General features: G+C 38.4%; 9 protein-coding genes and 2 pseudogenes. 3 read left to right on the forward strand and 8 right to left on the reverse strand.

What is annotated here, in order from left to right; genetic code table 11:
- Positions 1-287: 287 nt before the first annotated feature.
- The gene (locus BS636_RS15720; protein WP_099339727.1) at positions 288-1460 is read left to right on the forward strand and encodes a hypothetical protein; all 1173 of its coding nucleotides are present in this window, start codon (positions 288-290) and stop codon (positions 1458-1460) included.
- Positions 1461-1547: 87 nt separating this feature from the next.
- On the opposite strand, the gene BS636_RS15725 is transcribed toward BS636_RS15720, so the two are convergent.
- The 4 genes and pseudogenes from BS636_RS15725 to BS636_RS15740 form a co-directional block, all read right to left on the reverse strand.
- Positions 1548-2756 carry a tyrosine-type recombinase/integrase gene (locus tag BS636_RS15725; protein WP_099339728.1) on the reverse strand — a complete coding sequence of 403 codons (1209 nt, stop codon included), beginning with the start codon at positions 2754-2756 and terminating at the stop codon, positions 1548-1550.
- 479 nt (positions 2757-3235) lie between these two features.
- Positions 3236-4062, reverse strand: a pseudogene (locus BS636_RS15730) (IS30 family transposase).
- Positions 4063-4234: 172 nt separating this feature from the next.
- A pseudogene (locus BS636_RS15735) lies at positions 4235-4444 on the reverse strand (IS982 family transposase); the annotation flags it as partial.
- Positions 4445-4637: 193 nt separating this feature from the next.
- The gene (locus tag BS636_RS15740; RefSeq protein WP_099339729.1) at positions 4638-8075 is read right to left on the reverse strand and encodes a pyruvate carboxylase; all 3438 of its coding nucleotides are present in this window, start codon (positions 8073-8075) and stop codon (positions 4638-4640) included.
- 409 nt (positions 8076-8484) lie between these two features.
- Between BS636_RS15740 and BS636_RS15745 the strand changes: the two genes are divergently transcribed.
- Positions 8485-8919 carry a PaaI family thioesterase gene (locus tag BS636_RS15745; protein WP_099339730.1) on the forward strand — a complete coding sequence of 145 codons (435 nt, stop codon included), beginning with the start codon at positions 8485-8487 and terminating at the stop codon, positions 8917-8919.
- A gap of 87 nt (positions 8920-9006) precedes the next feature.
- Here the strand turns inward: BS636_RS15745 and BS636_RS15750 are convergent, their stop codons facing one another.
- The 4 genes from BS636_RS15750 to BS636_RS15765 all read right to left on the reverse strand — a co-directional run bounded on the left by BS636_RS15750 (position 9007) and on the right by BS636_RS15765 (position 14043).
- Complete coding sequence (locus tag BS636_RS15750) at positions 9007-10263, reverse strand: DcaP family trimeric outer membrane transporter (protein ID WP_099339731.1); 1257 nt, start codon at positions 10261-10263, stop codon at positions 9007-9009.
- A 204-nt stretch (positions 10264-10467) separates the two neighbouring features.
- Positions 10468-11667, reverse strand: a complete 1200-nt coding sequence (locus BS636_RS15755; protein ID WP_099339732.1) for a CaiB/BaiF CoA transferase family protein — start codon at positions 11665-11667, stop codon at positions 10468-10470.
- 77 nt (positions 11668-11744) lie between these two features.
- Positions 11745-13271: a 3-hydroxyacyl-CoA dehydrogenase gene (locus tag BS636_RS15760; RefSeq protein WP_099339733.1), complete on the reverse strand. Its 1527-nt coding sequence runs from the start codon at positions 13269-13271 to the stop codon at positions 11745-11747.
- A gap of 4 nt (positions 13272-13275) precedes the next feature.
- Entirely contained in the window at positions 13276-14043 is a 768-nt protein-coding gene (locus BS636_RS15765) for an enoyl-CoA hydratase-related protein (protein ID WP_099339734.1), read from the reverse strand.
- A 257-nt stretch (positions 14044-14300) separates the two neighbouring features.
- Here BS636_RS15765 and BS636_RS15770 point away from each other — a divergent pair, with 257 nt between their 5' ends.
- Positions 14301-15455, forward strand: coding sequence for an acyl-CoA dehydrogenase family protein (locus tag BS636_RS15770; protein WP_099339735.1), 1155 nt, complete (start codon positions 14301-14303; stop codon positions 15453-15455).
- Positions 15456-15501 lie beyond the last annotated feature (46 nt).

Below are 15501 nucleotides of genomic sequence, written 5' to 3' on the forward strand. Positions count from 1 at the left end.
GCTTTAGTTAGATTATCTACTTCTTTATTAGAACCGATATAAAAAATTATTACCTGGGGCAGCTCTTAAAAGCTGCGGTGATAAGAACGTTCCAAGCGTGCGCTGGTGCGTTGTATGTTGCAAAGCGACATAAGCCCATTGATGTCACAGTTATTGTTGACTCTTCATTTGAATCTTTTAGGTAATCCTAGTCCCTTCGGGGGCTAGGATTAAAAGTGGATTTAGTTGTGAATTTTTATAGACCAACAAAGTTGTATTTTAAATCTAAATGAATCAAGGATGTATATATGAAACTACATGTTATATCTAGCGGGATAGGCTTGATATTAGCTGGATTTAGCGGAATTAGTTCTGCTGAAATAACTTGGGGAAACTCTGCTAATGATGAAGGAGCATTTAGTATTTCTGGTGCTTTACGTGCTAATTATCAAGATACAGATTATGGAGAATCGGCATCAGACCAGAAGATTAAATTTGATGCGGCTATTTTACGTTTGGGCTATGAATCACCTGACTGGTTCGGAAAGGTAGAATACCGATGCTATCAATATGATACCTTCTGCGATTTTTCTACTCTTGTTTATGGATATGCAGGTTATCACCTGAACTCAACAGATCATATTACAGTGGGTGTGCAACCAATACCTTTTGGTCCGGGCCGTTTTTGGGATAGCAGCTTTTATGCCGGTATTAATAACACGATGGGTTTACAGGATGTCTCAAATTTAGGTGCCAACTATCACTTCGAACTCCCTTCACAGACCAAGGTGGATCTGGCTTATTTTGCTGCTGACGGGGGAAATTATCACGGTGAAAGCAGAGACTCAGCCCGATACAGTGCAAATATGGTAAAAACTTCTGGTCCGTTACAGACAGATCTTGAAGAGCAAAATATGTGGCTGGCAAGAATTGATCAAGACCTTAACTTCTTAAGTACTGATGATTTAAAAATATCGATGGGTGCCAGTTACTGGTATTCAGAAATTGAGAACAAGAATACCTCTATAGAGGGTAGCAGAAATACTTGGGCACTCTTTAATCGGGTAAATTATAAAAATCTGAACATCGTCATTACGGGTGGCCGCCAATCTATCAATAATAAGGATACCCTTAGCTCCCAGAGTTCTACCTTTGGGTCATTTGATGCTGAATATAATATTGCCAATAAGGGCTATTTCTATACGATTGATACCAGCTATGTGTTTAAAAATGTCTGGGACACACTAAATATCACGCCATATCTGGTTTTCAGCGGTTATGACAAGAAAGAAAACAGCTTTGATGACTCTCAACGCAACATCGTTGGGATGGCATGGGACTATAAAAATATTTCTTTATATACCGAATATGTCATGAGTAAAAATGACCCATTTATAGGTGGAACAGGAAACTCTTTAGCACAAGGAGATGATAGTAAAACTAATAAGCTTTTAAATCTTACTGTTATATATAATTTTTAATAAAAACAAGAAGATAGAAATATGTTTTAGAACATATTTCTATCTATCCTACAGTCTAAATAATTAATAAAACCTAATATAAAAAAATTACTTAGGCTTCGTACAGCTTTCTATAAAATCTCCCCACCACTGCATCATCTCAGTTCGCTGTACTAAATACTCAGCATGGTTATAACTGGCACGCGTACGATTCTTATCGATATGTGAAAGTTGGGCTTCAATCCAGTTATCTTGGAACAAACCAGATTCATTTAAAATAGTACTGAAAGTAGAGCGTAGCCCATGAGATGATAACTGCTGTTTATCATATCCCATCTTACGGATAACCATATTTAGGGTGTTGAAGTGAATCGGTTGGTTAGGTTTTCGAGGGCTGGAAAAAATATATTTCTCACCTAGTGACCACTGCATAGCTTCTTTTAAAATGTTTAAAGCTTGGTTTGAAAGCGGCACTAGAAAATCTGGAATTTCATGACCTAGTATGACTTTACGTCGAAACTGTTTGATATGGAAAGCTGGAATTCTCCAAATTTTATTATTTAAATCAATATGGTGTGGTTCTGCCAACAATAATTCAATCCCTCGAACTCCAGTATACAACTTAAAAAGAAGGGCTTTTTTAACAATGGGATGAGTATCTAATTTCCGTAGTTTATTTATAAAAGTTGATAAATCTCCAGCCTTTAGATAAGGGTAGTTTTTCTTGATTTTGTTGTTAACCACAATTTTATTCAGACCATAGGCTATATTGTACTCACAGTAACCCATTGCTACAGCATAGTCATAAATCTGGTTCAAATAGCTACAAGCTTTCTTAACAGGTTCCTTTACCTGACGAGACTCTATTTTTTTTATTACCGAAACCAGGTCGTAACGTTTGATGTTTTGAAAAGGTATATCTTGAAGTGCAAGATAAATATCCTGTTGTAGGCATCTTTCAGCCAATTGAAGAACGCCGCATCGTGGTAAATCATAGAAAGCATTTTGGCGTTTAAACTGTAGCCACTCTTCCCCGACCTCATGAAAGGTTTTTAAATCTGAAATAACTTCTTTTTCAAAACAAAAATTATTATCTTTAAAATCATCCCGAGCCTGTCGTGCTTTTTTTAGTGACAGGTCAGGATAGAGTCCCAATTGGATCCGACGGCGCTTTTTTGTTTGCGGATCTGTATAACGGTAGCACCAAGATTTTCTACCGTTTGGCTCGATCTTCAAACTAAGACCTTCTTCATCGGATAAGAAATAGATTTTATCCTTAGCCTGAGTTTGGCGGACTTTAGTTTCAGTAAGACTCATAATTTTAAATAGAACAGTAGGAAGGATGCTGATGAAGCAATTATATCAAAATTATACAATTTTAGTGTGATGCGTATGATACGCATCACATAAATTATATATATATATGTTTTATTTATATTTAGTTAAAAATTACCTTAACTTTAATAACCAATATAGTGACCACTAATTTGAATAAATTCTTTTACAACCCGAAATCGCAGATAAGATTTTTTCTTTAAAATTATGTAATCCTTGCAATTTTATCGCTCATTGGCAGCCAGTTTGAAGGCTATCTAATTAAGTTATAGCTTTGCACTCTCAAATAGTGAACCAGTTTCAAGATCAACAATCGCACTTCCTGAAGTAGGATAAGGTTTTTTATATTTCTTTTTACTAATAGAAAATTATGCCTTAATCCGGATTATGCACATAATATAAACAGTTAATACAAAAGTGTTTAATATATATCCATTTAAAAAATTAAATATTTGGCGGATTCAAGCGGCAAGTGCAACAGTATAAAAACCAGCCATAACTTCACTCGGTGTATACCAACCTAGCGTTTTTCTAGGACGATGGTTGAGTGCAAATTCTATCTGCTCTATTTGTTCGTTTGACACGTCATCAAACGATGATGATTTTGGCAGATATTGACGGATTAAACCATTCGTAAACGATCTAACGCACAAGTAATCGTTTGAGAGGATGCTCTCGTTGACCCTAAATGAACAATATGTACATACAGGCTCTTTCGATCAACAAGGGTTAATAAAGCACCTTTATGATGTTTACCAATCACCGTGTCACCTTCGAAATCTCCTAAACGTTGTCGTTGATCAATGACCTGGTCTCGACAGTGAATACTTGTTTTATCAATGATTTGCCCCCTACAATCCGTGTTTTTGTAACCTCGTTTTCGATATTTCTTCTGATGCCTTAAGTGTAGATGGAGTTTACCGCCTTTTGATTTATCTTGATAAATGTACTGGTAAATCCACTCATGTGAAGGTACATCCAACCAACCGCGTTGTGTTAAAGCACCTGAAATTTGTTCTGGTGACCAGTCCAAGCCAATTAAATAATCAATATAGGCGAAGGCAAATGCTGTCATTGATGAGGAAGGACGGTACCGTCTTTGACTTGCAAATTTAGCTGCCTGTTGAGCCCTATATCCACGTTGCCCAGTATTTCTTTTTAATTCACGGTAGATGGTTGATCGTGAACGCCCTAACTCCCGAGCAAGGTTAGCGATTGAGCTTTTACTTTTCAAAGTAGCATAAATTTCGTATCTTTCATCTTGAGAAAGTTGGGTGTATTTCTTCATTGTGTGCTTTCCAATTGCGAGTTGAAAAAGTCTTATGATTCTACAAATACACCTAACTTTTTCAACCAATTACAAATGTGTCGCACTTGGGATTTGAATCTGCGTTTAAAAATAAATATATGTTTTTAATTTAATTTTTATTAAAGATATTTCTATGATTAAATTAACCCGAATCCTGTTTCAGCCATGAGAAAAATGCTTTGAAATTAGTAAAATGAGAACACTTATACCAAATAGCAATAAAGATAATTTCAGAAATATGGAGTTGAGCTGAACGAATTCTTAAGCAGGTCTACCTTTGTTTCAGAAATTTCCAATAAGTTGCTTCAAATTGCAGAAAAAAGTCATCAATTAGGCAAAATAATTCGGTACTATTAAACATCAGGGCTAGAGCATAGGTTTGGTGTGATAACTTAACTGATGGCTCTAGTCCTCTTATTTTTCAAGTCAATTTCTTATCCGCGATTCGGGTTAATTATAAATACGACTATAATTATATAACATTGAAAAATATAAATATTTAATAAGCCCAGACAATTTATCTGAGCTTATTTATTAAATATCCTTACTCACAATCACACTAAAGTTATGACGAGATCCATGCTTTTTACGGGCTGTCCTGCATCAAGTAAAATTTCTTGAATAATACAATCAACTTCTGCTTTTACAGCCAGTTCCATTTTCATCGCTTCCACAGTAAATAAAGTTTCACCCTTAACAACTTTTTGCCCCGTCTTAACTGTAACTGTACTGATCATCCCTGGCATTGGTGCTCCGACATGACGTGAATTTCCAAGTTCTGCCTGTACACGCCCCTTCTCAATTAATTGCCCTTGCTGGCGAACTTGCAATAGACGTAATTGCCCATTCAATTCAACAAACAGATCCACTGCACCATTTTTAGCCTGAGATTGTGCTAACAGTTTAATTTCTAAAGTTTTCCCTTGTTCAAGAGGGACTTTGACAGCCTCATGTTCTTTCAGACCATAAAAAAAAGCGGTAGATGGAATACTCGAAACTTCTCCATACTTCTGCTTATGGCGCATAAATGTAGTAAATACTTTTGGATACATGAGATAAGAAGCAAACTCACAATCACTAATTGTTTGCCCCAACTGCTGTTCAATCTTATGTTTTTCAAACTCTAAATTGATAGCAGGCAAAATAGCACCAGGACGATCATTTAAAGGCTGCTCACCTTTTAAAATCTTTTGCTGCAGCTCTTTAGGAAAACCATGTGCCGGTGTACCTAATTCACCTTTAAATAATGAGATAACGGATTCAGGAAAATCAATATCATGATCAGGATTTAAAATATCATCTACATTGAGATTATTTGACACCATAAACAATGCCATATCGCCCACTACTTTTGATGTAGGAGTCACTTTGACAATATCACCAAACAGAAGATTCACTTGTGCATAGGCATCTGAGATTTCAGACCAACGCTCTTCAAGCCCTAATGATCGTGCCTGCTCACGTAGATTAGTATATTGTCCACCTGGCATTTCATGATGGTATACATCTGCAGTGCCTGCACGCATATCTGCTTCAAATGGTGCATAAATACGACGTACCCCTTCCCAGTAGCTTGACATCTCTTGCAACTTTTTCTGATCAAGTCCTGTATCACGCTCTGTATGTTGTAAAGCTGAAACTATAGATCCCATGCTCGGTTGCGACGTCAAGCCACTCATCGCGTCCATTGCGGTGTCTACTGCATCTACACCCGCATCAATGGCTGACAAAATACTGGCTGCTGCGATACCACTCGTATCATGCGTATGAAAATGAATGGGTAAACCAGTTTCTTTTTTTAAAGTCTTAATCAATTCATAGGCTGCTTTAGGCTTACAGATTCCTGCCATATCTTTAATTGCCAGGATATTGGCACCCGCTTTTTCTAACTGCTTTGCCATTTCAACATAATATTTCAGGTTATAGCGTCGGCTACTATCAAACAGGTCACCGGTATAGCAAATAGCCGTTTCACATAACATGCCTGACTCTCGAACTGCATCAATGGCGACACGCATATTATCTACAGCATTGAGTGAGTCAAATACTCGGAACAGGTCAATTCCAGAATGTGCTGCTTGCTGAATAAAATGACGTACAACATTATCTGGATAATTTGTGTATCCAACAGCATTTGATGACCTTAACAACATCTGGAATAAAATATTTGGTACAGCTTCACGTAGTTTTTCCAAACGCTCCCAAGGATCTTCTTTTAAAAAGCGCATTGAAACATCAAAGGTTGCACCGCCCCAACACTCTAATGAAAATAGTTGACTTGCCATCTGCGCATAATAAGGTGCTATCTCCAGCATATCTGCGCTACGCATACGGGTTGCAAATAGAGACTGATGTGCATCACGCATGGTGGTGTCAGTGATCAGGACACGTTTCTGATCCAGCATCCATTGACTAAAACCATCTGCACCCAATAATTTAAATTGATCACGCGTGCCACTAGGCAATGAATCTCTAGAAGTAGAAAATGGTAATTGCGCTATAGTAACCGGTGTTTGAGGCAATGGACGCCCTTTTAGTTCTGGTTGACCATTGACTGTAATATCCCCTAAAAACTCTAAAAGCTTTGTAGCACGATCTTGTTTTAAAGGAAAATTTAACAATTCTGGGGTGGTATCAATAAATTTAGTTGTGCATTGACCTGAACTAAATAGTGGATGAGTAATCACATTTTCTAAAAATGCCAAATTATTTGCTACACCACGAATCCTAAACTCTTTTAAAGTTCTCAGCATTCTTGCATTTGTCTCATCCATAGATGAGCCACGTACAGTAACTTTAGCTAAGAGTGAATCATAATATGGGCTAATTACAGCACCTGTATAAGCTGTTCCACTATCTACACGTACACCAAAACCTGTACCTGCGCGATAAGCTGTTAATTTACCATGATCCGGCATAAAACCATTTTTAGGATCTTCTGTAGTAAGACGACATTGGACTGCGTGTCCAAGTAGTTTAATGTCCGATTGTTGAGGCAAAAAGTTTTCAGAATCACCAATTTTAGCGCCTTCAGTTATGCGAATTTGTGCTTTGACAATGTCAATACCAGTAATTTCCTCAGTCACCGTATGTTCGACCTGAATACGAGGATTGACTTCGATAAAATAAAACTCATCGGTTTCTGCATCCATCAGAAACTCTACTGTGCCAGCATGAGTATAGTTCACAGCATGAGCCAATCTTAAGGCTGCAGCACATAGTTTATTACGCTGTTCTTCTTTTAAATAAGGTGCTGGTGCACGTTCAACCACTTTCTGATTACGACGCTGAACAGTACAGTCTCGCTCAAACAGATGCACAATATTTCCATGTGTATCACCTAAAATCTGAACTTCAACATGACGAGCTTGTCGAATTAACTTTTCTAAATAGAGTTCATCATTACCAAAAGCAGATTTAGCTTCACGACGCGCAATCTGGATAGCATCTTCTAGTTGGTTTTCATCTTCAATAACACGCATACCGCGACCGCCCCCGCCCCAGCTTGCTTTGAGCATAAGTGGGTAACCAATCTTTGCGGCAATATCACGACATTCTACAATTGATTCAGGTAAAGCACAGGTTGCAGGAATTACCGGTACCCCTGCAATAATAGCCACATTACGTGCCATGACTTTATTGCCAAGTTGGCGCATTACATCATGGGTAGGGCCGATAAACTGAATACCTTCAGCCTTACAGGCTTCAGCGAACTCAGGATTTTCCGACAGAAACCCATAACCTGGATGAATTGCATCGACCTGATTTGCTTTGGCAATACGAATAATGTCATCAATATCCAGATAGGCCGCAATTGGTTTTTTGCCTGCTCCAACTTGATAAGCTTCATCTGATTTAAAACGATGCATTGCGAATTTATCTTCTTCTGCATAAATCGCAACAGTACGAATTCCCATTTCAGATGCAGCACGCATAACACGAATGGCAATTTCACCACGGTTCGCAACTAAAATTTTCTGTATTTGGCGCATAATATTCTTTAGATATAAAATTTCTTATTTCTAGGATCAGCTAGAAATTAAGAAGATGAGAAGATAAACATTGGATATAGATCACAATGCATAATTTTTTAGATAGAAAGGAATCAAATTTATTAAAATAGTAATTATCAATTACTAAAAGTATTTAAATTCAATCAATAACTCATACATGATCTTTTTCATAATCATGATTAATTTCCATCCTGACCACCTATATTCTCAATCTACATTTATTTAAAAAATAGATATAATATAATTTAATGAATAACCCCATAGATTTTCGCTATACATACCAATAGATAATAAAAAAAATCAATGTAAATGATTTTAGTATTCTATTTTTATGTTATAAATAAACTAGGATTTAGTACTATTATTCAAAGCCCTGAAGGAAATTTACATGTCTATGGATCAATATACTGGCTTAGAATTTCTAACTGCAGTTAAAGATGGAACTTTACCTCATGCTCCAATGGCCAGCACTATCCCCATGAAACTTGTTGAGGTAAAAACGGGTTATATTATTTATGAAGTTACACCAAATCAACAACATGTAAACCTTCAAGGTGGTGTACATGGTGGTTTCTGTGCAACGGTTTTAGATAGCGTTACAGGTGCGGCTGCCCATACTATTATGGAAAAAGGTATACCCTTCGCAACTACAGATTTAAACATAAAGATGATTCGCCCAATGCAGGTTAATAAAACCTATCGTGGTATTGGCACAATTATTAATGCGGGTCGTACCTTAGTCATGACTGAAGGCCGAATCGTAGATGAAAATGATAAAGTATTTGCTCACGGCACAGCAACGCTTATGATTATTCGAAAATAATATTTTTATTATTTATATATTTTAAATAGCCTATCTAAAATCAGATAGGCTATTTTATTTAATCAACTAAAATATGATTTTATACTTTTAAAAATCATATTTAGCCATAAATTCTAAACGGCTATCAGTACCTGATTTATTGTCAAGTGTTTCACGCTCACCATAAATATATTCAACACCGAAAGTCACTGGTTTAAATGGGTTATACATTACGTTTAACCAACCCTGCTGTAAGTTATCATTACCCTTTACAACATTCTCATCATAGAATAAGGCACCATAACCAAGCGTACTTCTGATTTTTGGTGTGAATTGATAAGTTGCCCCAGCACTTACAGCATCAAATTCCACCAGATCAATATCATTCGCTTCAGGAATAGAGTTATCGAGGTTATATAAGAAATATTTGTCATCCCCTACAGCATGGGCATAATTGGCGGTCAGGTTAAGTTTTGCAATTGGCTTATACTTTAGACCAACGCCTACGCCCCAACCAAAATCTGTATAGTCTTTTTCATCCGTGCGGGCACGTACTTCCTGCGCCATACCACGTATATTGACGAATCCCTTCCCATCTTCAAATTGATGGGTTAGTTTAGCTGCTAAAGTAGGGTATTCATTATCCGAACTCGATTTTTCCAGACCCAGCATATACTGAGTGTTGGCATTCAAGCTATCGCTATAACGTACCATTGGGGTACGGAAAACCCCGCCACCAAGTACACCATTAAAATCCAGAAGTTCTGGCAAAGTTTCAGTAGAAAGGAAGGTTGATGTTGTTTGACCTAACAACCAGTTATCAACGCTTACATAAGCATGACGGATACGGACTGTATCATTACTTGCTCCGCCTCTAAAGTCGATCTCAATCTTACCGTTAACGTCATGATCCTGAACGGGAGCTTTAAAATCTAAACCAATACGTGTGGCAGTTGCTGTTGAATCAAAACGTTTTTCGGTAGCACGTTTATTAGGATTTTCTGGATCATTATCTAATGCGATCTTATTAATTCGGTTAAAGATTCCTGTACCACCTTCAAATTGGTAGGCTGCATCTGCACGGATAAAACCATACAGATTCACCTCCGCACCTGCCTTACTTTTTAGCGTTGTAGGCTTTGATTGTTCAATTTGAGGTGCTGCAGGAACAAGTGTCACTGCTGGTGTCGCTACAGTCTGATTCTCTAATGCTGCTTTTTGTTGTGCTACCCACGCTTTTAAAGCATCGAGTTCTTGACGCAGTTCCTGAATTTGCTGTTGCTCAGTTGAGTCAGCAGCATAAATTGCAGAGCTGCACATTGCTCCCAATAATGCTACAGCAAGCTTATGACGTATTAAATCCATTTACGATCTCCGATTTTACTTATGATTATTCATGCCATCTGCATGAATCTTTTTTAATATTCTCAATTCAACAACAAAGATATTTATTGAAATTAAGACAAGACATCCCTCTCAAATCTCTGAATAAGATTTGATTCGTTCATGTTTTAACGGGAATTAAAAAAGGCTAAGGTATAGTAATCATTATCTTAGCCATAGGTAGGCCTACCCCACGATGCCATTGGCACGTAACTTTTCAATTTCATCATCAGCCATATAGCGCGATAAAATTGCATCTGTATCTTCACCCAACATCGGGGGTGCTTTACGATATTCAACTGGAGTACGTGAATATTTGATTGGTGATGCAATGACCTTAAGGTTCTTTTTAAGCGGATGTTCAAGGTCAACCAGCATTTTACGGTGCTTAACCTGAGGTTCTTCAAAAGTTTGCTGCAGGTTATTAATCACCCCTACTGGCACCTTCACGGCCTGAATGACTTCTACCCAGTATTTAGCTGTATTGGTCAAGAAATGCTGAGATAAAATTTCTACAATTTCGTCACGATTTTTCAGGCGCAATGCATTGGTTGTAAAGCGAGGATCTTGAGCAAGGTCTATTAAGCCAATTGCCTTACACAATGCAACGAACTGTTTATCATTACCACAAGCGACAATAAAGTCTTGATCATTCGCTTTAAAGACTTGATACGGAACAACATTGGCGTGCGCATTACCATAACGCTTAGGAATTTCACCTGAAGTAATATAGTTCATACCAATATTGGCTAAGCAAGCGACTTGTACATCTAGAAGAGCCATATCAATATGTTGACCTTGCCCTGTTCTAAAGCGATTGATGAGAGCACCCTGAATGGCAATCGCAGAGTACAAACCGGTATTAAGATCAGCAAATGCAACACTAGTCTTCATGGGTTCTTTGTCACCAGTCACCGACATTAAACCGCCAATCCCCTGAATGATGTAATCATAGCCTGGTTCAGCGGCACGTGGGCCATCCTGACCAAAACCGGTGATTGAGCAATAGATTAATCCTGGATTAATCTCTTTTAGCGTATCATAATCCAAACCATAATACTTCAATGAACCAGCTTTATAGTTTTCAATCACTACATCGCTATCTTTCACTAGAGTACGAACGATTTCCTGACCTTCAGACGTTGAAATATCAATGGTAATTGAATGCTTATTACGGTTTGCTGCCTGGAAGTACGCACCCTCCGAAGTTTCCTCACCACGATCATTTTTCATCCAAGGCGGTCCCCACATACGGGTATCATCACCTACTTTTGGACGTTCAACTTTAATAACTTCTGCACCTAAATCTGCAAGGATTTGACCACACCATGGTCCGGCTAAAATTCGGCTCAAATCGAGTACGCGAATACCTGCTAATGCACCCATATTTCTTTCCTTTGTCTGTTCGGCTCAGACAATCCCACTGAGCATTGTTATCTTTAAAATATTTTAGTGATTTGCACTTAAGCTGACACTTTATTCACTGAATGTAATAAATCTACTTTCAACTTTGCACGACGTTGTAGCCATGGACTTGGGCGGTAACGTTGATCACCTGTAATGGCATAAATACGATCAAGAATGAGTAAGATTCTGTCAGGACCTAACACATTGCCCCATGTAATTGGACCGTACGGATAACCCAGCCCTAGACGAACAGCTTTATCAATATCCGAAGCCGTTGCAATACCCTGCTGTGCAATGTCACATGCCAGATTAATAATCATAGGGACGACGCGTTGGCATACAAAACCGACACTTTCTTCAATGACACTAACGCCATGATCATTCGCCGCAAATAATGCATGTGCCTGATCCACATAAACCTGTTCAGTAACAATAGAGGGCATTAATACACGATGTTTATTAAAGTCAGTCAACATATCAATGTTGACTGCACGTTTCGCATCTACATTTAAGCGCTGACTAGCAGTGGTGGTATCTTCACCATATGTCGCAAGAATAATCAGACTATCTGCTGCTGGCGTTTCTGCATTATCCAGCACTACCCCTTGTGAAAGCACATACTGTTTTAATATCTCCGCATCACTTTCATAATCAGCTGCAATCCATACAGGCTTAAATTCCGAAACCTGTGGTACGAGTTGCGGAGGTTCCTGATTTAAACGTGTATCCTGGTCGTACTTATAGAAGCCTTCACCTACCTTTTTACCCACGGTGTTCGCAGATAGCATGAGACGGGTTAAAGTATTTGGACGGTAACGATCTTCTTGATAGTACTGATTAAAAATCGATTCCATCACACGGTGGGAAACATCTAGACCTGTTAAATCGTAGAGTTCAAATGGTCCCATTTTAAAGCCAGCAGCTTCACGTAAAATACGATCCATCTCGCTGACAGTTGCAACACCTTCACCTAAAATCTTTAATGATTCTGTACCGAAGGCACGACCTGCATGGTTAACCAGGAATCCTGGCGTGTCTTTAGTTTTAACACCAAAATGCCCCATGCGTTCTGCCAACTTCAATAATTCATCCACGACCTCATCAGATGTAAATAAACCTTTCACCACTTCAACGATCTTCATTAGTGGCACTGGGTTAAAGAAATGGAAGCCCGCAATACGTGATTTATGCTGACAACTAGCAGCAATTTCAGTCACAACCAGAGATGAGGTATTTGATACTAAAATTGTTTGTTCTGATACAATCTGTTCAAGTTGTTTAAATAGCTTTTGCTTGATCTCTAAGTTTTCAATAATAGCTTCAACAACCAGGTCAACACCTGCAATCTGTTCGATATTATCGAGTACAACAAAACGGGCAATGGTATTGTCATAATCTGCTTGAGTAATTTTGCCTTTTGCGACCAATTTTTCTAAGGTCTTTTTGAGTTTATCTAGACCCGCTTGAGCTGCACCTTGTTGCACATCAAACAATCGCACTTCCAAACCAGCTTGTGCAGCAATCTGGGCAATACCCATTCCCATTACGCCAGTGCCGACTAACGCCATTTTTTCGATCGACATTCAATTACTCTCCCTGATAATTTGGTGTACGTTTTTCCAGGAAGGCACTTACGCCTTCTTTTTGATCCTTGGTATCGAATAAAATTTGTAATGCTTTACGCTCTAAGGCCAGCGCTCCGTCTAAAGCCATATCCTGACCGAGTAAAGTAACTTCTTTAATTTGTTCCACAGAAATTGTTGAGAAACCAGCAATCGTTTTTGCGACTTCGAGTGCATGTATCGTGGCATCTCCGGATACGACTTCTGAAACCAACCCCATCTCTGATGCTTCTTTGGCATTAAATAATTTGCCCGACAACACCCATAACATGGTTTTGTATTTACCAATTGCACGCAGTAAGCGTTGTGTTCCGCCTGCACCTGGCATTAAACCCAAACGAACTTCAGGCTGACCAAACTTGGTATCTTCGTTAGCAATAATAATGTCCGCATGCATTGCCAACTCACAGCCACCACCAAGTGCATAACCATTTACGGCTGCAATAATTGGTTTTTTACAATCGCTAATACTTTTCCAATAGGCTTCCGTATGACGTAAATACATTTCACGGGTTGTCGCTGTTAGAAAATCATTGACATCAGCACCGGCAGCAAAGACTTTTTCACCACCAGTCAAGACAATTGCTTTAACTGCCTTATTACTTGAAAGTTCATCAAATTTTTCTGCAAGTTCCTGACGTAGGGCAAGATTCAATGCATTTTTCGCCTCTGGACGATTTAGTTGTAGAATTGCGACGCCTTCATCAGTAACCCTAAGCTTCAATATATCCATATCTGACTCTTTCTTATCTCGAACAACCTTATTCTAGGTTTAGAACATACATTCGAAATTCAAAAAAAGAAATCCTTCTATACGCTAAAGCAGATATTAAATTTTGATTAATTAAATCAAAAAAAACTATAACACTTAATATTTACGATACATTATATTGATCGTAAATCAGAATTACTAAGATACAAATCAAGTAATCAAAAGGACAATGAATGGGTTTATCCAATGACTGGATAAATCCAAAATGGAGTAGAAAGATGATCAGAGACCAGGAAACACTGAACCAATTGCTCGATATGCTGCGCCAGTTTGTAGATGGCGTTCTTATCCCCAATGAAGAATTAATTGCCGAAACTGATGAAATGCCTGAGCATATCGTTCAGCAAATGAAAGAACTTGGTCTATTTGGTCTCACGATTCCGGAGCAATATGATGGTCTAGGTCTGACCATGGAAGAGGAAGTCAATATTGCCTTTGAGTTAGGTCGAACTTCCCCTGCTTTCCGTTCTTACATCGGAACCAATAACGGTATCGGTGCAGCCGGTTTAATTATTGACGGTACAGAAGAACAAAAACATAAATATCTGCCAAAATTTGCATCAGGTGAAATCATTGGTTCTTTCTGTTTGACTGAACCTGATTCTGGCTCAGATGCTGCATCACTGAAAACAACTGCTGTAAAAGACGGTGATGAATATATTTTAAATGGGACTAAACGTTTCATTACCAATGCACCGCATGCAGGTGTATTCACGGTGATGGCACGTACCAACCCTGAAATCAAAGGTGCGGGGGGTATTTCTGCATTCATTATAGATAGTAAATTACCAGGTATTTCTTTAGGCAAACGTGACAAGAAAATGGGACAAAAAGGCGCTCATACTTGTGATGTTATTTTTGAAAATTGTCGTATTCCTGCATCAAGCTTAATTGGTGGTGTGGAAGGTGTTGGTTTCAAAACTGCCATGAAAGTTCTAGATAAAGGTCGTTTACATATTGCCGCGCTTAGTGTGGGCGCTGCTTCCCGTATTCTAGATGATGCTCTGCGCTATGCTTTAGACCGCAAACAGTTCGGTGAACCTATTGCAAACTTCCAGTTAATCCAAGCCATGCTTGCTGATTCTAAAGCTGAAATTTATGCTGCGAAATGTATGGTACTTGATGCAGCACGTAAACGCGATGCTGGGCACAATGTAAATACTGAATCATCTTGCGCGAAAATGTTCGCAACTGAAATGTGTGGTCGTGTTGCAGATCGTGGTGTTCAAATTCTGGGTGGCTCAGGTTATATAAGCGAATATCCTCTAGAACGTTTCTACCGTGACGTACGTTTATTCCGCTTATATGAAGGCACAACACAAATTCAACAGATCATTATTGCAAGAAATATGATCCGAGAAGCAACTCAATAATAAAGCCCAATATGCTGAAACTGCACAATGCAATTTCAGCATTTTT

Source organism: Acinetobacter sp. LoGeW2-3, assembly GCF_002688565.1.
Taxonomy (GTDB): Bacteria; Pseudomonadota; Gammaproteobacteria; order Pseudomonadales; family Moraxellaceae; genus Acinetobacter.

Coding starts and splice junctions, on each gene's coding strand:
- BS636_RS15720 (WP_099339727.1), top strand. CDS start 288: ATGAAACTACATGTTATATCTAGCGGGATAGGCTTGATATTAGCTGGA.
- BS636_RS15725 (WP_099339728.1), bottom strand. CDS start 2,756: ATGAGTCTTACTGAAACTAAAGTCCGCCAAACTCAGGCTAAGGATAAA.
- BS636_RS15740 (WP_099339729.1), bottom strand. CDS start 8,075: ATGCGCCAAATACAGAAAATTTTAGTTGCGAACCGTGGTGAAATTGCC.
- BS636_RS15745 (WP_099339730.1), top strand. CDS start 8,485: ATGTCTATGGATCAATATACTGGCTTAGAATTTCTAACTGCAGTTAAA.
- BS636_RS15750 (WP_099339731.1), bottom strand. CDS start 10,263: ATGGATTTAATACGTCATAAGCTTGCTGTAGCATTATTGGGAGCAATG.
- BS636_RS15755 (WP_099339732.1), bottom strand. CDS start 11,667: ATGGGTGCATTAGCAGGTATTCGCGTACTCGATTTGAGCCGAATTTTA.
- BS636_RS15760 (WP_099339733.1), bottom strand. CDS start 13,271: ATGTCGATCGAAAAAATGGCGTTAGTCGGCACTGGCGTAATGGGAATG.
- BS636_RS15765 (WP_099339734.1), bottom strand. CDS start 14,043: ATGGATATATTGAAGCTTAGGGTTACTGATGAAGGCGTCGCAATTCTA.
- BS636_RS15770 (WP_099339735.1), top strand. CDS start 14,301: ATGATCAGAGACCAGGAAACACTGAACCAATTGCTCGATATGCTGCGC.